The sequence below is a fragment of the Nonomuraea sp. NPDC048882 genome (assembly GCF_040649755.1).
GTDB lineage: Bacteria > Actinomycetota > Actinomycetes > Streptosporangiales > Streptosporangiaceae > Nonomuraea > Nonomuraea maheshkhaliensis.
In genome coordinates this window covers 145,182-164,531 of sequence record NZ_JBEZGB010000013.1, presented here as the reverse complement: position 1 = coordinate 164,531, position 19,350 = coordinate 145,182, and the positions used below count along the sequence as shown (strand labels likewise).

General features: G+C 69.7%; 17 protein-coding genes. 10 read left to right on the top strand and 7 right to left on the bottom strand.

Annotated elements, in window-relative coordinates; translation table 11 throughout:
* The 5 genes from AB0C27_RS38485 (at position 1) to AB0C27_RS38465 (ending at position 5,213) form a co-directional block, all read left to right on the top strand.
* Positions 1 to 627, top strand: coding sequence for a hypothetical protein (locus AB0C27_RS38485; RefSeq protein ID WP_357854887.1), 627 nt, complete (start codon positions 1 to 3; stop codon positions 625 to 627).
* Positions 624 to 1,715, top strand: coding sequence for a bifunctional lytic transglycosylase/C40 family peptidase (locus AB0C27_RS38480; protein ID WP_357854885.1), 1,092 nt, complete (start codon positions 624 to 626; stop codon positions 1,713 to 1,715). The genes AB0C27_RS38485 and AB0C27_RS38480 overlap by 4 nt, the downstream gene beginning before the upstream one ends.
* Before the next feature lie 28 nt (positions 1,716 to 1,743).
* Positions 1,744 to 2,139, top strand: coding sequence for a (deoxy)nucleoside triphosphate pyrophosphohydrolase (locus AB0C27_RS38475; protein ID WP_357854883.1), 396 nt, complete (start codon positions 1,744 to 1,746; stop codon positions 2,137 to 2,139).
* A gap of 68 nt (positions 2,140 to 2,207) precedes the next feature.
* Positions 2,208 to 3,746: a hypothetical protein gene (locus AB0C27_RS38470; protein WP_357854880.1), complete on the top strand. Its 1,539-nt coding sequence runs from the start codon at positions 2,208 to 2,210 to the stop codon at positions 3,744 to 3,746.
* Between the two features lie 75 nt (positions 3,747 to 3,821).
* Positions 3,822 to 5,213, top strand: coding sequence for a hypothetical protein (locus tag AB0C27_RS38465; RefSeq protein ID WP_357854877.1), 1,392 nt, complete (start codon positions 3,822 to 3,824; stop codon positions 5,211 to 5,213).
* A gap of 64 nt (positions 5,214 to 5,277) precedes the next feature.
* Here AB0C27_RS38465 and AB0C27_RS38460 read toward each other — a convergent pair whose 3' ends face one another.
* The 7 genes from AB0C27_RS38460 to AB0C27_RS38430 form a co-directional block, all read right to left on the bottom strand.
* Positions 5,278 to 6,042, bottom strand: a complete 765-nt coding sequence (locus AB0C27_RS38460) for a succinate dehydrogenase/fumarate reductase iron-sulfur subunit (protein ID WP_357854874.1) — start codon at positions 6,040 to 6,042, stop codon at positions 5,278 to 5,280.
* Positions 6,039 to 7,940, bottom strand: a complete 1,902-nt coding sequence (locus AB0C27_RS38455) for a fumarate reductase/succinate dehydrogenase flavoprotein subunit (protein WP_357854871.1) — start codon at positions 7,938 to 7,940, stop codon at positions 6,039 to 6,041. Before AB0C27_RS38455 ends, AB0C27_RS38460 begins: the two co-directional genes overlap by 4 nt.
* 12 nt (positions 7,941 to 7,952) lie before the next feature.
* A complete protein-coding gene (locus tag AB0C27_RS38450; protein WP_346113286.1) occupies positions 7,953 to 8,741 on the bottom strand; it encodes a hypothetical protein in 789 nt (262 codons plus the stop codon).
* Positions 8,742 to 8,935: 194 nt separating this feature from the next.
* Positions 8,936 to 9,385, bottom strand: a complete 450-nt coding sequence (locus AB0C27_RS38445; protein WP_357854868.1) for a response regulator — start codon at positions 9,383 to 9,385, stop codon at positions 8,936 to 8,938.
* Positions 9,382 to 10,524: an ATP-binding protein gene (locus tag AB0C27_RS38440; RefSeq protein ID WP_357854865.1), complete on the bottom strand. Its 1,143-nt coding sequence runs from the start codon at positions 10,522 to 10,524 to the stop codon at positions 9,382 to 9,384. The genes AB0C27_RS38445 and AB0C27_RS38440 overlap by 4 nt, the downstream gene beginning before the upstream one ends.
* On the bottom strand, positions 10,521 to 11,654 hold the full coding sequence (locus AB0C27_RS38435; protein ID WP_357854862.1) for a fused response regulator/phosphatase: 1,134 nt from the start codon (positions 11,652 to 11,654) through the stop codon (positions 10,521 to 10,523). The genes AB0C27_RS38440 and AB0C27_RS38435 overlap by 4 nt, the downstream gene beginning before the upstream one ends.
* A gap of 30 nt (positions 11,655 to 11,684) precedes the next feature.
* A complete protein-coding gene (locus AB0C27_RS38430) occupies positions 11,685 to 12,662 on the bottom strand; it encodes a LysR substrate-binding domain-containing protein (protein ID WP_357854859.1) in 978 nt (325 codons plus the stop codon).
* A gap of 133 nt (positions 12,663 to 12,795) precedes the next feature.
* Here AB0C27_RS38430 and AB0C27_RS38425 point away from each other — a divergent pair, with 133 nt between their 5' ends.
* From AB0C27_RS38425 to AB0C27_RS38405, 5 genes are all read left to right on the top strand, one after another.
* Positions 12,796 to 13,557 (top strand): succinate dehydrogenase cytochrome b subunit, encoded by a 762-nt coding sequence (locus AB0C27_RS38425; protein WP_357854856.1) that lies wholly within the window; start codon positions 12,796 to 12,798, stop codon positions 13,555 to 13,557.
* Positions 13,554 to 15,479 (top strand): fumarate reductase/succinate dehydrogenase flavoprotein subunit, encoded by a 1,926-nt coding sequence (locus tag AB0C27_RS38420; protein WP_357854854.1) that lies wholly within the window; start codon positions 13,554 to 13,556, stop codon positions 15,477 to 15,479. The genes AB0C27_RS38425 and AB0C27_RS38420 overlap by 4 nt, the downstream gene beginning before the upstream one ends.
* Entirely contained in the window at positions 15,476 to 16,216 is a 741-nt protein-coding gene (locus tag AB0C27_RS38415; RefSeq protein WP_357854851.1) for a succinate dehydrogenase/fumarate reductase iron-sulfur subunit, read from the top strand. The genes AB0C27_RS38420 and AB0C27_RS38415 overlap by 4 nt, the downstream gene beginning before the upstream one ends.
* A 68-nt stretch (positions 16,217 to 16,284) precedes the next feature.
* Entirely contained in the window at positions 16,285 to 17,754 is a 1,470-nt protein-coding gene (locus tag AB0C27_RS38410; RefSeq protein WP_357854847.1) for an ATP-binding protein, read from the top strand.
* A 54-nt stretch (positions 17,755 to 17,808) separates the two neighbouring features.
* Positions 17,809 to 19,305 (top strand): ATP-binding protein, encoded by a 1,497-nt coding sequence (locus AB0C27_RS38405; RefSeq protein WP_357855530.1) that lies wholly within the window; start codon positions 17,809 to 17,811, stop codon positions 19,303 to 19,305.
* The last annotated feature ends 45 nt before the right edge of the window (positions 19,306 to 19,350 follow it).

Sequence of the window (19,350 nt, the reverse complement as noted above, 5' to 3'; positions counted from 1 at the left end):
ATGGCGCAGGTAGGTGACAGGCGGGGGGTGGCCTTCGCCGCCATCGTCGTGGTCATCGCGGCGGTCGGCATCTACCTGACGATGTGGCCCGACTCCTCCGAGGAACCCCAGGCGCGGCCGGAGGCGGCCAGGGCCACCAGCTCAGCCGTGGCGTCCAGCACGCCGCTGGCCACCGCGAGCGCCGCGCCGTTCGACGTGTACGCGTACCTGCCGATGAAGAAGGAGCAACTGGCGGCGGCGGCCGACCTGGCCACCCGGTTCACCGCCGCCTACGGCACCTTCCGCTTCGACGAGGATCCCGCGGCCTACGCGGGGCGGCTCAAGGCGTACACCACGGCCGAGCTCGGCGACACCCTGACCAGGACGATGACCTCGGCCGGCACCGTCGAGGCGAACAAGAACGACCAGATCGTCTCCACGGCCACGGCCGCGCTCAAGGAGATCAGGCAGGTCGACAAGAGCTCCATCGTCTTCGTGGTCACCGCGAACAGGCAGGTCACGGCCACCAGCGGCAACAAGCTGGTCAGCGAGGAGTTCGCGGTGACGGTGAGCCAGTCGGGAGCCGACTGGCGGGTCTATGACATCCTGCCCGCCGCCGACGGCCAGGACGGAGATCCCCCCTGGTGAAACTCTCCAAGACCCGGCTGGCCCTGATCATCGGCCTGGCCGGCATGCTGCTCCTGGTGGCGGTCATCGTCTCACCGCTGCTGCTGATGTCGATGCCGTCGTTCCTGAGCGACAGCGCCTCCGTCGACTGCGACGACACGGCCCAGGTGGAGGAGGCGTCCGACTCCGCCTCGTCCGACATCCCGTCCGAATACCTGGAGCTGTACAAGGACTACGGCAAGCGGATCGGCGTCCAGTGGAACATCCTGGCCGCCGTGGGCAAGCGCGAGACCGACCACGGCCGCTCCTCCCTGCCCGGCGTCAAGAGCGGCACCAACTCGGCGGGCGCGGCCGGGCCGATGCAGTTCCTCATCTCGACGTGGGGCGGCAAGGCGAGGGTCGCGATGTCGTCGACGTTCAACGGCTACGCCTCCGACGGCGACGGTGACGGCGTCGGCGACGTCTACAACCCCGCCGACGCCATCCTCGGCGCGGCCAAGATGCTCAAGCGCAACGGCGCCCCCGAGAACGTGCGGCGGGCGCTGTTCGTCTACAACCGGGCCTGGTGGTACGTGGACCAGGTCGAGGAGATCGCCAGGAAGTACGCCAAGTCGGGAGCGGTCAAGGTGCCGCCGCAGGCGTCGGAGGAGTGCGACGAGCCGCTGGTCGAGGCCGCGCCCAGCGACGTCGTGGCCAAGATCCTGCAGTACGCGCTGGCGCAGCGCGGCAAGCCGTACCTGTGGGGCGGCACCGGGCCCGACTCCTTCGACTGCTCGGGGGTCATCTACGCGGCCTACAAGGCGGCCGGGCTGACGATCCCGCGCACCACGTTCGGGCAGTGGCCGTTCGGCGTGAAGGTGTTAGAAGGCGAGGAACAACCCGGCGACCTGGTGTTCTTCAACGCCGGCCCCGGTACGTCCGCGAACAACCCCGGCCACGTGGGGCTGGTCGTGTCGAAGGGCAAGATGCTGGAGGCGCGGTGCCGGTTGTGCGGCCCCATCAAGGTCACGAGTTACCAGGCGCGCGACACCCGCGTGGGCTTCACCCGCCCGCTGCAGAACCCCGGGGTGCAGGAACAGCTGAAGAAGCTGCAGAATCGCACCCTATGAGGATCTTTCTGTTGCGGACGCCGTCCGCATGAGCGTGATCGTGGTCGTGGCCGCGGTGATCGTCGGGCCCGGCGGCCGGGTGCTGGCCGCGCAGCGCGCCGAGCCCGCCGCGCTGGCCGGCGGCTGGGAGTTCCCCGGCGGGAAGGTGGACCCCGGCGAGAGCGAGGAGGTCGCGCTCGTCAGGGAGTGCAGGGAGGAGCTCGGCGTCGAGGTCGCCGTGGGCGCGCGCGTGGGCGGCGACTGGCCCTTGGCGGAGGGGTACGTCATGCGCGTCTGGCTCTGCTCGCTGATCTCGGGGACGCCGGAGGCCAGAGAACACCTGGCGCTGCGCTGGCTCGGGCCGGGGGAGTACTACGAGGTCGAATGGCTGGGCGCGGACCTGCCGATCATGAAGACGGTGGAGAGTCTCCTCCCGCGTGATTAGGACATCCCTCTCTGTGACAGAATGATTACTAGGCGTTATTTTGTGTCACGGTGGGGAGATGGGGCGCGATGCGGCGTGGATGGGGCGTCGCCGGGGTGCTGACGCTGGTGGCGGTGCCTTCTGTGCCTGTGGCGGCGACCGGGGTGTCGCTGGTGCTGGAGCGGGTGCACGAAGGCGGCGAGGTCGGCAAGCAGGTCAGGACCGGGGACGTGCAGCGTTTCCGGGTCCGGCTCAACGGCATGGCCAAGGGGGCCAGGGTGGCGGTCGCGGCCAGCCCGGCTACGGCCCTGACCGAGGTCTCGTGCCCGCCCCTGCTGGACCCGCGTCCTACGGCGGGTGCCGACGGCCTCGGCGCCGCGACCCCGGCCGGCGTCGTCGGCCAGGCTTCGGCCGGGCCTGCGGGAGCGGCTGCGCCCGGGCTCGCTGGGCAGGGCGCGGCTTCGGCCGGGCTCACCGGGCAGGGCACGGCTTCAGTCGGTCTCTCCGGGCAGGGCTCGGCTTCGGCCGAGGCGGTGGGTGCCGGTGAAGGGGGCGGGGCGGCTGGGCGGTTGGCCAGGCGGGCGTTGCGGGTCGTGGGCGATCCGGCGGCGCCGGGTGCCGTTCCGCCGGGGGCGGGGGTGTGCCGGTTGGGGAAGGTCGCCGGTGAGCGGGCCGTGGACGTCACGGTCAAGGCGCCCGCCGGCGCGTGGGAGGTGGTGCTCGCCGCGGTGGCCAGGTTGCGCGGGACCGGCGACGGGCCGACGATCCTGAGCAGGAGCACCGCCGTACAGGTCGGGGGGACTCGCATCACGGGGGAGCGGGCGACGTTCAGCGGCCGGGCCCACCGTCTCCCGCCGCCCAAGCGCGACGGCCTCGACCAGCGGGCCCACACGAGCCCGCTCGCCTCCCCGACCCCGACCCCGACCCCGGCCCGGCCCTCGACCAGGCCCCCGGCTGGGGCAGGCGCCGCCCCGACCGTCGGCGCGTCCCCGATCGCGGGAACGAGACCGAGCCCAGGAGCCACGCCGAGCGCACGAGCGACGGCAAGGGTGCAGGGCCCGGGAAGCGCGGCGAGGGCCGACCGGACGGCGAGGGGTCACCGGACGGTGAGGGCCGGTAGGGCGGCGAGTGCGACTCCTGCGGCGGGTGCGGGCGGCCCCGCGGCCGGCGCGGGTTCCGCGGCGAGCGCGACCCCTCCGGCGAGCGGCGTCCTCGCGGCGAGTCCGGCTCCTGCGGCGAGTGCGGCGGTGGCCGCCGGAGGGGTGCCCGCCCTTCCGCCGTTCCCGCCCGTCACCCCCATCGTCCCCGTCACCTCCGTCACCCCCGGCGTGCCCGGTCCTGGCGTGCCTTCAGGAGGCGTGCCGCAGGCGTTGCCGAGCGCCGCCGTGAGCATGCCCGCCGGTACGCGGCTCCTTGCCTCGTTCCAAGCCGAAGGCCCCGGCGGGGCGGCGCCGCTGCCGTGGGAAATGGTGTCGGCCGCGAAACACGTTCATCCGGTGCGTTACGTCAGCCCGATCGACGGGCCGCAGGCGTTGCCCATGGTCGCGGGGGCCATCGGAGTGCTGCTCGGAGGGCTCTGGATCGTTGTCACGGTACAACGAGGGCGTAACCGGAGAAACGTGTTGTAATTCCGTCTTTACTGTTACTTTTACCCGGCTAGTATTCCCTTTGACCATGGTTCCGGGACTGCGCGGAGGGCACCGGTGGCACGCACGCGAGCGACGGCCCTGTCCGCTGTCGTCCTGGCGCTCGCACTGACGGGCGCCGGAGCGACCCCGTTCATCGTGCAGAGCGCGAGCGCCTCCGTGACCGCCTTGGATCCCGTCGAGCCATGTGACGTCGGCGAGGTCTGCGACATCACCCCCGAGACCACCGTCACCGTCACCACCACTTTGGGCGAGCCCACTCCCGAGGAGACGGACTCGGCGCCGGAGACGACGGTCACCAAGACGGTGACCGCGACCCCGACGAAGAAGACCAAGGCGCCGACCCCCACGAAGACCAGCCCCACCACGACCCCTCCGCCGACTCCTCCGACGCAGAACCCGCAGCCGCTGCCCACGCAGCCCGCCGAGGTGCCGTCCACGACGGAGCCGACGACCACCCCGGAGGAGACCGTCTCGATGCCGGCCATCGCGCCGGAGGAGACCACCCCCGTCGTGCCGACGCCCAGCGAGACGCAGGTCGCCTCCGACGAGGAGGTGCCGCTGGAGCTGCGTAACGCGGCGCCGGAGTTCGACCAGCGCACGCTGACGCAGAAGCTCAGCATCCCGGCGCTGGTGCTGGTCCTGCTCGCGCTCTTCGCCGTGCTCATCTTCGAGGGCCGGCTGCGCCGGATGGCCCACGCGGCGGCCGTACGGAAGGCGGGGCCCCCGATCGGCGGGCCCGAGATGCCTCCGCCCGGCGCCGGCTACCCGGCGGGGCCCGGTTACGCCACGGCGGGCTTCCAGGCCCCCGGCTATCCGGGCGGCACCGCGTACGCGCCCATCATCAGCTTCGTGCCGGTGCAGACCTACCCCAGCGTCCCGCCCGGCTACCAGGACTCGAACCACCCGTATCCGCCCCAGGGTTACGTGCAGGAGCCGTACCAGGAGCCCGTTCAGGAGCCTGTGGTCCTGCATCCGGACGAGTTCGACTCCTACAGCGAGCCGCCGTCCCGCGAGCGTGATCTGTTCGAGCCGGCGACCGAGGTGCGTGACCCGTTCGAGCCGGCGTCGGGTCCGCGTGAGCGCGACCCGTTCGAGCCGCTGGTGCCGCCGGTGCCGTCGGACATCCCGCCGGGCGGGGCCGGCCCGTACGACGGCGACCAGGAGCAGCCGCTCGGCCCTGCCTCGGCCGCCGAGTCGGGTGACCCCGACCCCTGGAAGCCCTCCGCCGCGGGCTCGCTGTTCGAGCCGGCCGCCAAGGAGACCGGCCCTGGCGCGGGAGATTCCACGACGGCCACCGACTACGAGCCGCCGCCCTACCTGGCGCCCGACGCGGACGTGACGGCCGTGCAGCCGCTGCCGCCCCAGTTCCAGGAGCAGCCGCCGCAGGAGCCGACGAAGGAGATGCCCGACGCCAAGCGCAGGCGTTTCGGCCGGAAGAAGAAGTAAGACCAGACAGACGCAGAAGAGCGGGGGCCGGTCGTCCGGCCCCCGCTCTTCTGATTTGGTACGCCTACTTGCTGTTGCTGCTGCTGCGCTTGAAGATCTTGTTGCCCAGCCACACCAGCGGGTCGTACTTGCGGTCCACCACGCGCTCCTTCATCGGGATCAGCGCGTTGTCGGTGATCTTGATGTGCTCGGGGCAGACCTCGGTGCAGCACTTGGTGATGTTGCAGTAGCCGAGCCCGTGCTCCTCCTGCGCGGCGTCCTGCCGGTCGGCCACGTCGTACGGGTGCATGTCCAGCTCGGCGATCCGCATGAGGAACCGGGGACCGGAGAAGTTGCTCTTGTTCTCCTCGTGGTCACGGATGACGTGGCAGACGTTGTTGCACATGAAGCACTCGATGCACTTGCGGAACTCCTGCGAGCGCTCGACGTCCACCTGCTTCATCCGGTATTCGCCCGGCTTCACCCCGCTCGGCGGGGTGAAGGAGGGCACCTCCCGGGCCTTCTGGTAGTTGTAGGACACGTCGGTGACGAGGTCCTTGATGACGGGGAAGGTCCGCATCGGCGTGACCGTGATGGTCTCGTCCTCCTCGAAGGTGGACATGCGGGTCATACAGCCCAGTCGCGGCTTGCCGTTGATCTCCATGCTGCACGAGCCGCACTTGCCGGCCTTGCAGTTCCACCGCACCGCCAGGTCGGGCGCCTGCGTGGCCTGGAGGCGGTGGATGATGTCGAGGACGACCTCGCCCTCGTTGACCTCGACGGTGAAGTCCTCGAGCTTGCCCTCGCCGCCCTCACCGCGCCAGACCCTGAACTTTGCCTTGTAGCTCATGACTTCGCTATCCCGTCGAACTCGGCCATCTCTTCGTCGGTGAGGTATTTGCTCAGCTCGTCCCGGTCGAAGAGGGTGATCAGGTCGTCGCGCATGGATGGCTGGACCTTCTCCTCGACCTGCACGGACGTGCCGTCCGCGGTGGAGCAGACGAGCAGCTTGCGGCGCCAGTCCGGGTTCATCCCGGGGAAGTCGTCGCGCGTGTGCCCGCCGCGGCTCTCCTCGCGCAGCAGCGCGGCGCGGGCCACGCACTCCGAGACCAGCACCATGTTGCGCAGGTCGATCGCGAGGTGCCAGCCCGGGTTGTAGATGCGCGAGCCGGCCGCGCCGACCATGCGCACCCGCTCCTTGAGCTTCTCCACGGCCTCCAGGGCCTCGGAGACCTCCTCGGCCTTGCGGATGATGCCCACCAGCTCGTTCATCGTGCGCTGGAGCTCGTGGTGGACCTCGTAGGGGTTCTCGCCGCCGCGGTTGAGCGGGGCCAGCGCCTCCTCCAGGGCCGCGTCCACCGACTCGGACTCGACCTTGGGCCGCGCGGCCAGGCCGTCCACGTACGCCGCCGCGCCCGCGCCCGCCCGGCGCCCGAACACCAGCAGGTCGGACAGCGAGTTGCCGCCCAGCCGGTTGGAGCCGTGCATGCCGCCCGAGACCTCGCCGGCCGCGAACAGCCCGGGAACGGCCGCCGCGCCGCTGTCGGCGTCGACCTCGACGCCGCCCATGATGTAGTGGCAGGTCGGCCCCACCTGCATGGGCTCGGCGGTGATGTCGACGTCGGCCAGCTCCTTGAACTGGTGGTGCATCGACGGCAGCCGCCGCTTGATCTCCTCGGCGGGCAGGCGGGTGGAGACGTCGAGGAAGACGCCGCCCTGGGGTGAGCCGCGACCGGCCTTCACCTCGGCGTTGATCGCGCGGGCCACCTCGTCACGCGGCAGCAGCTCCGGCGGGCGCCGGTTGTTGGCCTGGTCGGTGTACCAGCGGTCGCCCTCTTCCTCCGTGGTGGCGTACTTGTCCTTGAACACCTCGGGGATGTAGTCGAACATGAAGCGCTTGCCCTCGGAGTTGCGCAGCACGCCGCCGTCACCGCGGACGGACTCGGTGACCAGGATGCCGCGCACCGACGGAGGCCAGACCATCCCCGTGGGGTGGAACTGGATGAACTCCATGTTGATCAGGTTCGCGCCGGCGAGCAGGGCCAGGGCGTGGCCGTCGCCGGTGTACTCCCAGGAGTTGGACGTGACGACGTACGACTTGCCGATGCCGCCGGTGGCCAGGACCACGGCGGGGGCGTCGAAGAGGACGAAGTTGCCCGTCTCGCGCCAGTAGCCGAACGCGCCGGAGATCGCGTCGCCGTCCTTGAGCAGCCGGGTGACGGTGCACTCGGCGAAGACCTTGATGTAGGCCTCGTAGTCGCCGTGGGCCTCGTAGTCCTCCTGCTGGAGGGCCACGACGCGCTGCTGCAGGGTGCGGATGAGTTCCAGGCCGGTACGGTCGCCCACGTGTGCGAGCCGTGGGTACTCGTGCCCGCCGAAGTTCCGCTGGCTGATCTTGCCGTCCTTGGTGCGGTCGAACAGCGCGCCCCAGGCTTCCAGCTCCCACACGCGGTCGGGCGCCTCCTTGGCGTGCAGCTCGGCCATCCGCCAGTTGTTGAGGAACTTGCCGCCCCGCATGGTGTCACGGAAGTGCACCATCCAGTTGTCGTCGGGGTTGACGTTCCCCATCGCGGCGGCCGCGCCGCCCTCGGCCATGACCGTGTGGGCCTTGCCGAACAGCGACTTGCAGATGATCGCGGTCCGCTTGCCCTGCTGGCGGGCCTCGATCGCGGCCCGCAGGCCGGCCCCGCCCGCGCCGATGACGACGACGTCGTACTCGTGGCGCTCTATGTTGTGCGTGTTTTCCACTGAAAGCTGTCCTTACGCGTACGGGAAGGCGATGATGCCCTTGGCCACCAGGCGCACGTACAGGTCGGCGCCCATGACCGAGAACATCGAGGCCCACGCGAGGGGTTGGTGCTTGGCGTTGAGCTTGGACACGAACGTCCAGGCCCGGTACCGCAGCGGGTGGCGGGAGAAGTGGTTGAGCCTGCCCGCGGTGATGTGCCGGCAGGAGTGGCACGACAGCGTGTAGGCGTTGATGAGGACGGCGTTGGCGATCAGGATCCAGCTGCCCAGGCCGAGCGGCTTGTGCACGACCGCCAGGACGGCGTCGTAGGCCAGGATGAGGCCGATCACGATGGCCGCGTAGAAGAAGTACCTGTGGATGTTCTGGATGATCAGCGGGAAGCGCCGCTCACCGGTGTACTTCCCGTGCGGCTCCTGCACGGCGCAGGCCGGCGGCGAGAGCCAGAAGGAGCGGTAGTAAGACTTGCGGTAGTAGTAGCAGGTCAGCCGGAACCCGCCGGGCAGGGCCAGGATGAGCAGCCCCGGCGAGAGCGTGTACCAGTCGCCGATCGGCGCCCAGCCGAACAGTTGCGCCCCTTCGGGACACGTGACCGCGGCCAGACAGGGCGAGGCGAACGGGGCGATGTAGGGATCGACGAAGATGCTGTTGTCGATGATCGCCCATACACCGTAGACAAGAAATGAGCTGAGCCCGAGGAACGTCACGAGCGGGACCAGCCACCATCTGTCCGTACGCAGGGTGCGCACCTTGACTTGCGCACGCTGCCGGCGGACCGGGGCTTCGGGCGTCGTCTGGGTCATCGCGGACCTCTCCACCTCCCGCGGACCCTTAGCGCAGGGGGTCCGTGGTTTCGATTCACTGGGCGCGCTCTCAGGGCGGGATCCGCTCGGGCGCGCGCGTTGGTGGGGGATACGTTACGACGACAGGATCGACATTTGTGAGCGGGGTCACTCACTTTTTCGATGACTAGCTGTGATTCCTGTCACGTAGCCCGTCAGAGGGGCTGTTCGAGGGGCGGTAACTTCACCACTGTCACGAAAAAGTTATCGATTTGCCGGACAACGCGAATAAATTGCTCGAAGTCGACGGGCTTCGCGACATATGCGTTCGCGTGTAACCGGTAGCTGCGGAGGATGTCCTCCTCCGCCTCGGACGTCGTCAGGATCACCACCGGGATCGTACGCAACTCGGCGTCGGCCTTCACCTCCTCCAGCACCTCCATGCCGCTCATCCTGGGCAGATTGAGGTCGAGCAGCACCAGGTCGGGGCGCGGCGCGTCGGCGAACTCGCCCTCGCGGCGCAGGTAGGCCATCGCCTGCTCGCCGTCGTTGACCACGTTGAGCCGGTTGTGCACCTTGTTGAGGTCGAAGGCCTCCCTGGTGAGCAGGATGTCGCCCTGGTCGTCCTCCACCAGGAGCACCTCGATCGGCCGCCAGCCCTTCATCGCTCGGCTCCCGTGGCGGGCAGCGTCCACCGGAACGTCGCGCCGCCCCCGCCTTCGTTCCCGTCCAGCCACAGCGTTCCCCCGTGATACTCGACGATCTTGCGGCAGAGCGCCAGCCCGATGCCGGTTCCCGGATAGACGTCTCGCGGATGCAGCCGCTGGAAGATGAGGAAGATGCGGTCGGCGTACTTGGGCTCGACCCCGATGCCGTTGTCGGAGCAGCTGAACTCCCACTGGTCGCCGTCGCGCCTGACCCCGATGTGCACGCGCGGCGGGTCGTCGGCGCGGAACTTGACGGCGTTCTCGATGAGGTTCTGGAAGAGCTGCGTGAGCTGCAGCTGGTTGCCGAGGACGCGGGGCAGCTCGTCGCGCGTGACGACGGCGCCGGTGTCCTCGATCGTGGCGGACAGGTTGTCCAGCGCCCGGTCCAACGCCGTGCCCGTGTCGGTCTCGGTCTTCTCGCCGGTGACCCGGCCGACGCGGGAGAAGTCGAGCAGGTCGTTGATCAGCAGCTGCATGCGCTTGGCGCCGTCCACCGCGTAGTGGATGTACTGCCTGGCCCGCTCGTCGAGCTGGTCGCCGTAACGCTGCTCCAGCATCTGCGTGAAGCTCGCCACCTTGCGCAGCGGCTCCTGGAGGTCGTGGCTGGCCACGTACGCGAACTGCTCCAGCTCGCTGTTGGACCGGCGCAGCTCCTCGGTCTGGTCGGCGGCCGTCCGCCAGGCCGAGACGACGCGGGCGCGCATGGAGTCGATGTGGCTGGACAGCTCGGCCAGCTCAAGGGGCCTGTCCACGTGCAGGTCGTGGTCGAAGTCGCCGGCGGCGACCGTACGGACCTGCTCGGTGAGCTGGTCGATGGGCTTGAGCACGGCGTAGCGCACGATCACGGCCAGCCCGGCGCCGCAGGCCAGCAGGAGCGCGAAGACCACGATCAGCGCCACGGTCAGGCGCTCGACCTGCGCGGCCACCTCGGGGCGCGGGTTCAGCTCGGCGGTCCTCGCGATCATCGTCATGACGATGACGACCCCGGCGGCGAACGTGAGGCCGGCCACCGTCCCGGTGGCCAGGAACCAGCGGGCGACCGGCACCCGGCCCAGGCCGATCGGCTCCTTGGGAGGAGGAAGGGGATGGATCGTCATGTTCTCCTCCTCCGCACCATGACCACGGCCAGGTCGTCGCTCAGCCGGCCCACGTGGGTGATGAGCCGGTCGAGGTCGATGGCGCCGTGGTCGCGTACCAGATCGAGCAGGCCCTCCACGCCGAGCAGCCGGCCGGGCTCGCCCACGGCGGCCTCGATCAGGCCGTCGGTGTAGAGCATCATCGACCACTCCGCGCCCAGCGGGACGTCGATGACCGCCCACTCCGCGTCGGCGAAGATGCCGAGCGGCGGGCCGGAAGGCGCCTCGGTCACCACCCGTACCTCACCGTCGCGCACCAGCAGCGGCGGCGGATGGCCGACCACGCGCATCGTGGCGTGGCTCAGGTCGGGGCTGATCGTGGCCGTGCACAGCGTGGTGAAGATCTCGGGGGCCTTGCGCTCGGCCCGCAGCAGGGTGTCGAGCGTACGCAGCAGCGTGTCGTCCGGCTGCCCGGCCAGGACCAGCGTGCGCCAGGCGATGCGCAGCGCCACGCCGAGCGCGGCCTCGTCGGGGCCGTGGCCGCACACGTCGCCGATCACCAGGTGCACCGAGCCGTCCGGCGTCTGCACGGTGTCGAAGAAGTCACCGGCCAGCGTGCCGCCGCTGCCCGGCAGGTAGCGGGTGACGTGTTCGATGGCGGCCGAGCGCAGCAGCGGGCTGGGCAGCAGGGCGCTCTCCAGCCGCGCGTTCTCCTGGGCCGTCAGCTCGGCCTGGACGAGTTTGAGCTGGGCCAGGTCGGCGCGCTTGCGCTCCATCGCGTACCGGATGGACCTGGCCAGCAGCCGGGCGTCCACGTCGCCCTTGACCAGGTAGTCCTGGGCTCCCGACTGCACCGCCGAGACGCCGACGTGCACGTCCCTCAGCCCGGTGAGCACCAGCACCGCCGTGTGCGGCGCCAGCGCCAGCACCTCCTCCAGCGCCTCCAGCCGGCTGGCGTCGGGCAGGGAGAGGTCGACGAGCACGCACTGGATCTGGGGGGTCAGCAGCTCCTTGGCCTCGCGCAGACTGCGTGCCCTGAAGATGCGCGGCGGTGCCAGGACCTGGTTGAGCAGCTCCTCGACGAGGAAGGCGTCGCCGTCGTCGTCCTCGATGAGGAGCAGTGTGAGCGTCTGAGAAAGGTTCGCCGTCAAAAAGCCTCTCCGGGTAGAACCGCCTGGTGCTCATTCTGCGATGATTTCGGTCCCTTGTGGAAGCGTGCTCTCGTGACCGGCTTGCGCGATGAGTTCGACTCCCTGCGGAAGCGTCCCCTCGTGATCGGCTTCCAGGACGAAGGAGAGCAGGGTCTCCCTGAACGCCTGCGCCGCCCTGGTCGGCTCGACGTCTTTGCGGTGGGCCAGCGCGATCGTCCGGCTGAGCCCCGGCGGCGCGAGCGGCGTGCCCAGCAGGCCGGGCCGCCCGTCGAGCACCATCGACGGCACCACGGCCACGCCCAGGCCCGCTTCGACGAACCGCAGCACGGCGTCCATCTCCCCGCCCTGCACCGCGAACCGGGGCTCGAAGCCCGCCTGCCGGCAGGCCGCCAGTGTCGCCTCGCGCACGTCGTAGCCGCGCCTGAACATCACCATCGCCCGGCCGCGCAGGTCCTCGATCCGCACGTAGGGGCCCTTGATCTGCGCGTGGGACGGGGAGACGACGACGAGGTTCTCGCGCAGGATCTCCTCGGTCACCAGCGAGGGATCGTCGCTCTGCAGCGGCATGATGATCAGCGACAGGTCGAGCTGCCCCCTGGCCAGCGCCCTGATCAGGTCGCGCGAGCCGCCCTCCTCCACCAGCAGCTCGATCCCGGGGTACGCGCGATGGAAGCGGGCCAGCGCGTCGGCCAGCAGCCCCGCGCACAGCGAGGGCGTGGCCCCCAGCCGCACCCGGCCCCGGCGCAGCCCCGCCAGCTCGGCCACCTCCTGCCTGGCGGTGTCGGCGTCGGCCAGGATCCGGCGGGCCAGCGGCAGCAGCGCCTCGCCGGCCGCGGTCAGCGTCACGTTGCCGCGCGCCCGCGAGAACAGGGGCGCGCCGAGATCGGCCTCCAGCGCCTTGATCTGCTTGCTCAGCGACGGCTGCGCGACCCGCATGCGCTCGGCCGCCTGGGTGAAGTGCCTGGCCTCCGCCACCGCGACGAAGTACGCGAGCTGCTGAAACTGCATGTGATTTTCCTCGCACCAGCCCGGTGTAAGCCGGCGATAAAAGCCGCGCCTTGCCTCATCATAGCCCGTGGCTATCGAAACCAGATCCGTCATGACTTGGACGGATCAATGCTGGATACCTAGCGTCGAAGACGTGACTGCCACGATAGAGCGCGGTGCCGCCACCGCGTCTGTTACCCCCTCCCATAAGGCCCCGGCCAAGGCCCCGAAGAGGAAGAAGCCGGGCGGGTTCCTGGGCTCCTCGAACGGCAAGAAAGTCGTCATGGCCGTCACGGGCGCCGTGATGGTGCTCTTTCTTCTCGGCCACATGCTCGGCAACCTCAAGATCTTCTTCGGCCGCGAGTCCTTCAACGACTACGCCCACGCGCTGCGCACGCTGCTTGAGCCGCTGGCTCCCTACCGCACGCTGCTGACGCTCGTGGAGATCGTTCTCGTGGTGTCGGTCGTTCTTCACATATGGGCCGCGATCTCGCTGTCCCGCCGCGCGGGCAAGGCCAGGCCGGTCAAGTACGTGGCCAAGAAGTCGCAGGCCGGCGGCTACACCACGCACATCATGCGCTGGGGCGGCGTGACGATCGTGCTGTTCCTGGTCTGGCACCTGCTCGACCTGACCTTCGGCGTGGTGAACCCGAAGGGCTTCGACTCGGCCCCCGCCGACCGGATGATCGCCGGCTTCGACGCCTCCCGGTGGTGGGTGACGCTCATCTACGTCGTCGCCGTCGTCATGGTCGGCCTGCACCTGCGGCACGGCCTCTGGAGCGCCTTCCAGACCCTCGGCTGGGCCGGTCACGGCCGCTACCGCCTGCTCCGCGTGTCGGCCGCCCTGGTCTCCGCGGTCCTGGTCATCGGCTTCCTGGCCCCGCCCCTCGCGATCACGTTCGGAGTTGTCAAGTGAAGTACACCGAAGGCTCCGAGATCAGGGACACCAAGGCTCCCGCCGGGCCCATCGAGGAGCGCTGGGAGAAGCGCAAGTTCAGCGCCAAGCTGGTCAACCCGGCCAACAAGCGCAAGCTCAACGTGATCGTCGTCGGCACCGGCCTGGCGGGCGGCTCGGCCGCGGCGACCCTGGGCGAGCTGGGCTACAACGTCAAGTCGTTCTGCTACCAGGACACGCCGCGCCGCGCCCACTCCATCGCCGCGCAGGGCGGCATCAACGCCGCCAAGAACTACCGCGGCGACGGCGACAGCATCTACCGCCTGTTCTACGACACCGTGAAGGGCGGCGACTTCCGCGCCCGCGAGTCGAACGTCTACCGCCTGGCCCAGGTCTCGGTGAACATCATCGACCAGGCCGTGGCGCAGGGCGTGCCGTTCGCCCGCGAGTACGGCGGCCTGCTCGACACCCGCTCCTTCGGCGGCGCCCAGGTCTCCCGTACGTTCTACGCCCGCGGCCAGACGGGGCAGCAGCTGCTGCTGGGCGCGTACCAGGCGCTGGAGCGGCAGATCGCGGCCGGGACCGTCGAGATGCACACGCGGCACGAGATGCTCGACCTGATCGTGGCCGACGGGCGGGCGCGCGGCATCATCGTGCGCGACATGGTCACAGGCGAGATCGAGCGCCACCTGGCCGACGCCGTGGTGCTGGCCACCGGCGGCTACGGGAACGTGTTCTTCCTGTCCACGAACGCCAAAGGCTGCAACACCACCGCCATCTGGCGGGCCCACGAGCGCGGCGCGTACTTCGCCAACCCCTGCTACACGCAGATCCACCCGACCTGCATCCCCGTCTCGGGCGAGTACCAGTCCAAGCTCACGCTCATGTCCGAGTCGCTGCGCAACGACGGCCGGGTGTGGGTGCCGCTGCGCAAGAACGACGAGCGCGCCCCCGGCGACATCCCGGAGGAGGAGCGCGACTACTACCTGGAGCGCATCTACCCGGCCTTCGGCAACCTGGTGCCGCGCGACATCGCCTCCCGCGCCGCCAAGAACGTCTGCGACGAGGGCCGCGGCGTCGGCCCCGGCGGGCTCGGGGTCTACCTCGACTTCAGGGACGCCATCAACCGCCTCGGCCGGGACGCGGTCGAGAAGAAGTACGGCAACCTCTTCGAGATGTACGAGCGCATCACGGGCGAGAACCCGTACGACGTGCCGATGCGCATCTACCCCGCCGTCCACTACACGATGGGCGGGCTGTGGGTCGACTACGACCTGCAGTCCACGATCCCCGGCCTGTTCGTCGTCGGCGAGGCCAACTTCTCCGACCACGGCGCCAACCGGCTCGGCGCGTCGGCGCTCATGCAGGGCCTGGCCGACGGATATTTCGTGCTTCCGACCACCATCGGCGACTACCTGGCCGCGGGCCCGTTCGGCGACGTGGACGAGGAGGCCGTCGCGCAGGCCGAGATCAAGGTCCGCACCAAGATCGACCGCCTTTTGTCCGTGAACGGCACCCGCACGCCCGACTCCTTCCACCGTGAGCTGGGCAAGCTCATGTGGGACTACTGCGGCATGGAGCGCACCGAGGAGTCGCTGCGCAAGGCGCTGGAGCGCATCCCCGAGCTGCGCGAGGAGTTCTGGCAGAACGTCAAGGTGAGCGGCACCGCCGAGGAGCTCAACCAGGTGCTGGAGAAGGCCGGCCGCGTCGCCGACTTCTTCGACCTGGCCGAGCTCATGTGCCTGGACGCCCTCATCCGCACCGAGTCCTGCGGCGGCCACTTCCGCGCCGAGTCGCAGGACGCCGACGGCGAGGCCCTGCGTGACGACGAGAACTTCGCGCACGTCTCGGCCTGGGAGTTCGGCGGCGAGGACGGGCCGGTGCTGCACAAGGAAGCGCTCGAGTACGAGTACGTCAAGATGACCCAGCGGAGCTACAAGTGAACCTGACCCTGCGCGTATGGCGGCAGAGCGGCCCCTCGGACGCCGGACGCATGGTGACGTACAAGGTGGAGGACGTCTCCCCGGACATGTCCTTCCTGGAGATGCTCGACGTCCTCAACGAGCGCCTCATCCTGGAGGGCGACGACCCGATCGCGTTCGACCACGACTGCCGCGAGGGTATCTGCGGCATGTGCGGCATGGTCATCAACGGCGTGGCCCACGGCGAGCAGCGCGCCACCACGACGTGCCAGCTCCACATGCGCCACTTCGAGGACGGCGCCGAGATCACCATCGAGCCGTGGCGCGCGGCGCCGTTCCCGGTCGTCAAGGACCTGGTGGTGGACCGCAGCGCGTTCGACCGGATCATCCAGGCGGGCGGCTTCGTCTCGGTCCCGGCCGGCTCCGCGCCCGACGCCCACAGCATCCCGGTCCGCAAGGAGGACGCGGACGCGGCCTTCGACGCGGCCACCTGCATCGGCTGCGGCGCCTGCGTGGCGGCCTGCCCCAACGGCTCGGCCTCCCTTTTCACCGCCGCCAAGATCACCCACCTGAGCCTGCTCCCGCAGGGCCAGCCCGAACGCCTCACCCGCGCGAAGGCCATGGTGGACCAGATGGACGCGGAGGGCTTCGGCGGCTGCACCAACACGGGCGAGTGCACGGCGGTGTGCCCGAAGGGCATCCCGCTGGACGCGATCGCCCAGATGAACAGCGATTATCTGAAGGCCAACGCCAAGTAGGAGCCGGTTCAGAATGATGGGCGCAACTATTATAGTTGCGCCCATCATTATTGAACGCAGGTGATCAGATGGTCAGCAAACCGGAGCGACTGTACGGCCGCGACACCGAATGGGAGGAACTCACCGAGTTCGGCACGGCGTCCACGCCGGGTGCCACCCTGGGGCTCGTCTACGGTCGTCGCCGGCAGGGGAAGACCCTCATGCTCGAACTTCTGGCGCAGGAAACCGGCGGCTTCATCTTCGCCGCGACCCAGCAGACAGAGGCGCAGAACCTCGCCGATCTCGGCGCGGCCTTCGCCGCCCATCGCCGCATGCGTCAGCCGGTCCCCTTCCGCGACTGGCGGGAGGCACTCGACGAACTGCTCCGCCTGGGTGAAGAGCGCGCCGTGCCGGTGATCATCGACGAGTTCCCCTACCTCGTGTCGGCCACGCCTGCGCTTCCGTCGTACCTGCAACAGGCGCTCAGCCCGACCGGGCACGCGAAGGAGCACACGCGTACCCGCATGATCCTCTGCGGAAGCGCTCTGACGACGATGACGCAACTTCTCGGCGGTGGCGCTCCGTTGCGAGGCCGGGCGGTTCTGGAGCTGGTCGTGCGGCCTTTCGGCTTTCGTGACGCGAGCGCCTTCTGGGGGCTGACCGACGATCCCGAGCTGGCCTTCCGGGTCAACGCGCTGGTCGGGGGTACGCCCGCGTACTTGGAGATGAGCGGCGGATCGGGGCCCGCCACGCTCAAGGGCTTCGATCGATGGGTCGAGAGGCGACTGCTGAACCCCGCCTCCGCGATGTTCAGAGAAGGCGGGCTGCTGCTGCGCGAGGAGCCGTCGATCTCCGATCCCAGCTCCTACTCCGCAGTGCTGGCGGCCATCAGCGCGGGAAGCCACCGCCGCTCGGAGATCGCCGCCGCCCTCGGGCGGCCTGTCGGCGCGCTGGCGCATCTGTTCGCCGGCCTGCAGAGCATCGGGCTCATCGAGCAGGTGGACGACGCGCTGCGGCAGAAACGAAGCGTGTTCAAGATCGCCGAGCCGATCGTCCGGCTCCATCAGCTCATCACTCAGCGGCGAGAACCCGAGCTGGTGGCCGGGCGGGGGGCGCGGGTCTGGCGGGCGAACGCCGACACAGTCGCCTCCAAGATCTACGGCCCCCATTTCGAGGACCTGGCCCGTGAGTGGAGCTTCCTGCACGCTTCCGACGACACGCTGGGCGGAATCGCGAGTGCCGTCCGGCCCAGCGAGGTCTCGTGCCGGACCCACAAACGCGGACATGAGCTCGACCTGGTGGTGACGGAGGTCCGTCCATCCGCTCCTGACCGCATCACGGCGATCGGAGAGGCCAAGGGCACTCTTGCGCCCATGGACCTCCCGCAGCTCCAGCGGCTGGAACATCTGCGTGAACTGTTGCCGGACGCCCAGGTGACCCAGCCGCCCAAGCTGCTGCTGTTCGCCCGCTCGGGGTTCACCGAAGGGTTGACGGAGGTGGCGCGATCACGTGCGGATGTGGAGCTGATCGACCTGTCGCGCCTGTACTCGGGGGAGTGAGCACTCATGTGGCCTAATTAGTATGTTGTGCAGCATACTAATTAGGTGACGTCGATGCAGAAGCCGCAGCGGGTGCTCTCCAGGGATGCCGAGTGGAAGGCGCTGGAGCAGTTCGTCCGGCATCCCGATCCGCACCTCCGCCTGGGTGTCGTGTCCGGGCGGCGCAGGGTGGGCAAGAGTTTCGTGCTGCGTGCCCTCGCCGAGGCGAGCGGTGGTCTCTACGTGACCGCCGTCGCCGAGGAAGGGGTCGTGGCGTCGCGACGGCGGCTCGCGGGGGACATCGCCCGACACGCGGGCGTCGGGTCGGGGATGATCGCCGATGCGAGCTGGGAGGAGCTGCTCACGACGGCGATCGAGCTCACCTCCCGCCGGCCGGGGGTGCTCGTCATCGACGAGTTGCCGTACTGGATGGGCCACTCTCCCGAGCTGCCGGGGCTGTTGCAGCTGCTCTACGACCGGTCCCAGGCGGGGGAGGGCGCGCCGGGCGGGCGCGTGATCGTCTGCGGGTCTGCCATGTCGGTGATGAACGAGCTGCTGTCCGGGACCAAGGCCCTGCGCGGCCGGGCAGCGCTCGACCTGCGGCTGGCGCCGTTCGATCTCGGTACGACGGCCCGCCACTGGGGCATCGGCGATCCGGCCGCCGCCGTGCGGGTGCACGCGATCCTCGGGGGATCTCCCGGCTACCGGAACCTGGCCGGCGTTCCCGCTCCTCGTACGGTCGCGGACCTGGACGAGTGGGTGCCCGCCACCGTGCTCGATCCGCGGCAGGCGCTGTTCTCCGGCAGCGAGGCCGAGTACCTGCTGCGCGAGGATCCCAAGTTCACCGGCAGCGCGCTGCACTACGCGATCATCAACGCGGTCGCCGGCGGGGCCAGCAGCCCGGCGAAGATCGGCGGGCTGCTGGAGCGGCCGCGCACCGCGCTGGCCCGGCCGCTGGAGGCCCTGACGAGCGCCGGATTCCTCCGGTACGACACCGACCCCCTGTGGGAGAGACGCCCGGTGATCACCGTCGTGGATCCCATCGTGCGTTTCCACAATCTCATCACCGTGCCGCAGCGCGATCTGGTCGATACGGGGCAGTCGGCGCAAGCCTGGCAGCGGTCGAGGCCGACCTTCGTGGCCCGCGTCCTAGGGCCCCACTTCGAGCAGTGCGCCAGAGACTGGCTGCGCGGTCAGGCCGAGTTCAGGGGAGAGGCCGGTCTGGTGGCGGCCACCGTCGTCAACGACCAGAAGGGGCGGGCCAAGCACGAGATCGACGTCGTCGCGCTGGACAAGAGGGCGGGGCGGGCGAAGATCACGGTCGTCGGCGAGGCCAAGGCGACCGTCACGCGGCGGACCATGGCCGATCTGGAACGCCTGGACGGGCTGAAGACGGTGCTGGCCGGGCATGGGCACGACACCGAGCCGGCCGTCCTGGCGCTGTTCTCCCTGGAGGGTTTCCAGCCGGATCTCGTCGAAGCGGCGCGGCGCAGGGGAGACGTGCTGCTGGTGGGAGTGCCTACGCTGGTCGAAGGTGCGGACCCCGTGGTGGTGCCGCGCCGATTTTTCTGAGGCGGGCGGTAACAACGGGCGGGATGTGACCACTTCCTGGTGTCA

Bases quoted from the DNA above. Each gene is read 5' to 3' on its own strand.
- AB0C27_RS38485 (WP_357854887.1), top strand. From the start codon at position 1: ATGGCGCAGGTAGGTGACAGGCGGGGGGTGGCCTTCGCCGCCATCGTC.
- AB0C27_RS38475 (WP_357854883.1), top strand. From the start codon at position 1,744: ATGAGCGTGATCGTGGTCGTGGCCGCGGTGATCGTCGGGCCCGGCGGC.
- AB0C27_RS38470 (WP_357854880.1), top strand. From the start codon at position 2,208: ATGCGGCGTGGATGGGGCGTCGCCGGGGTGCTGACGCTGGTGGCGGTG.
- AB0C27_RS38460 (WP_357854874.1), bottom strand. From the start codon at position 6,042: ATGAGCTACAAGGCAAAGTTCAGGGTCTGGCGCGGTGAGGGCGGCGAG.
- AB0C27_RS38450 (WP_346113286.1), bottom strand. From the start codon at position 8,741: ATGACCCAGACGACGCCCGAAGCCCCGGTCCGCCGGCAGCGTGCGCAA.
- AB0C27_RS38445 (WP_357854868.1), bottom strand. From the start codon at position 9,385: ATGAAGGGCTGGCGGCCGATCGAGGTGCTCCTGGTGGAGGACGACCAG.
- AB0C27_RS38440 (WP_357854865.1), bottom strand. From the start codon at position 10,524: ATGACGATCCATCCCCTTCCTCCTCCCAAGGAGCCGATCGGCCTGGGC.
- AB0C27_RS38430 (WP_357854859.1), bottom strand. From the start codon at position 12,662: ATGCAGTTTCAGCAGCTCGCGTACTTCGTCGCGGTGGCGGAGGCCAGG.
- AB0C27_RS38410 (WP_357854847.1), top strand. From the start codon at position 16,285: ATGGTCAGCAAACCGGAGCGACTGTACGGCCGCGACACCGAATGGGAG.
- AB0C27_RS38405 (WP_357855530.1), top strand. From the start codon at position 17,809: ATGCAGAAGCCGCAGCGGGTGCTCTCCAGGGATGCCGAGTGGAAGGCG.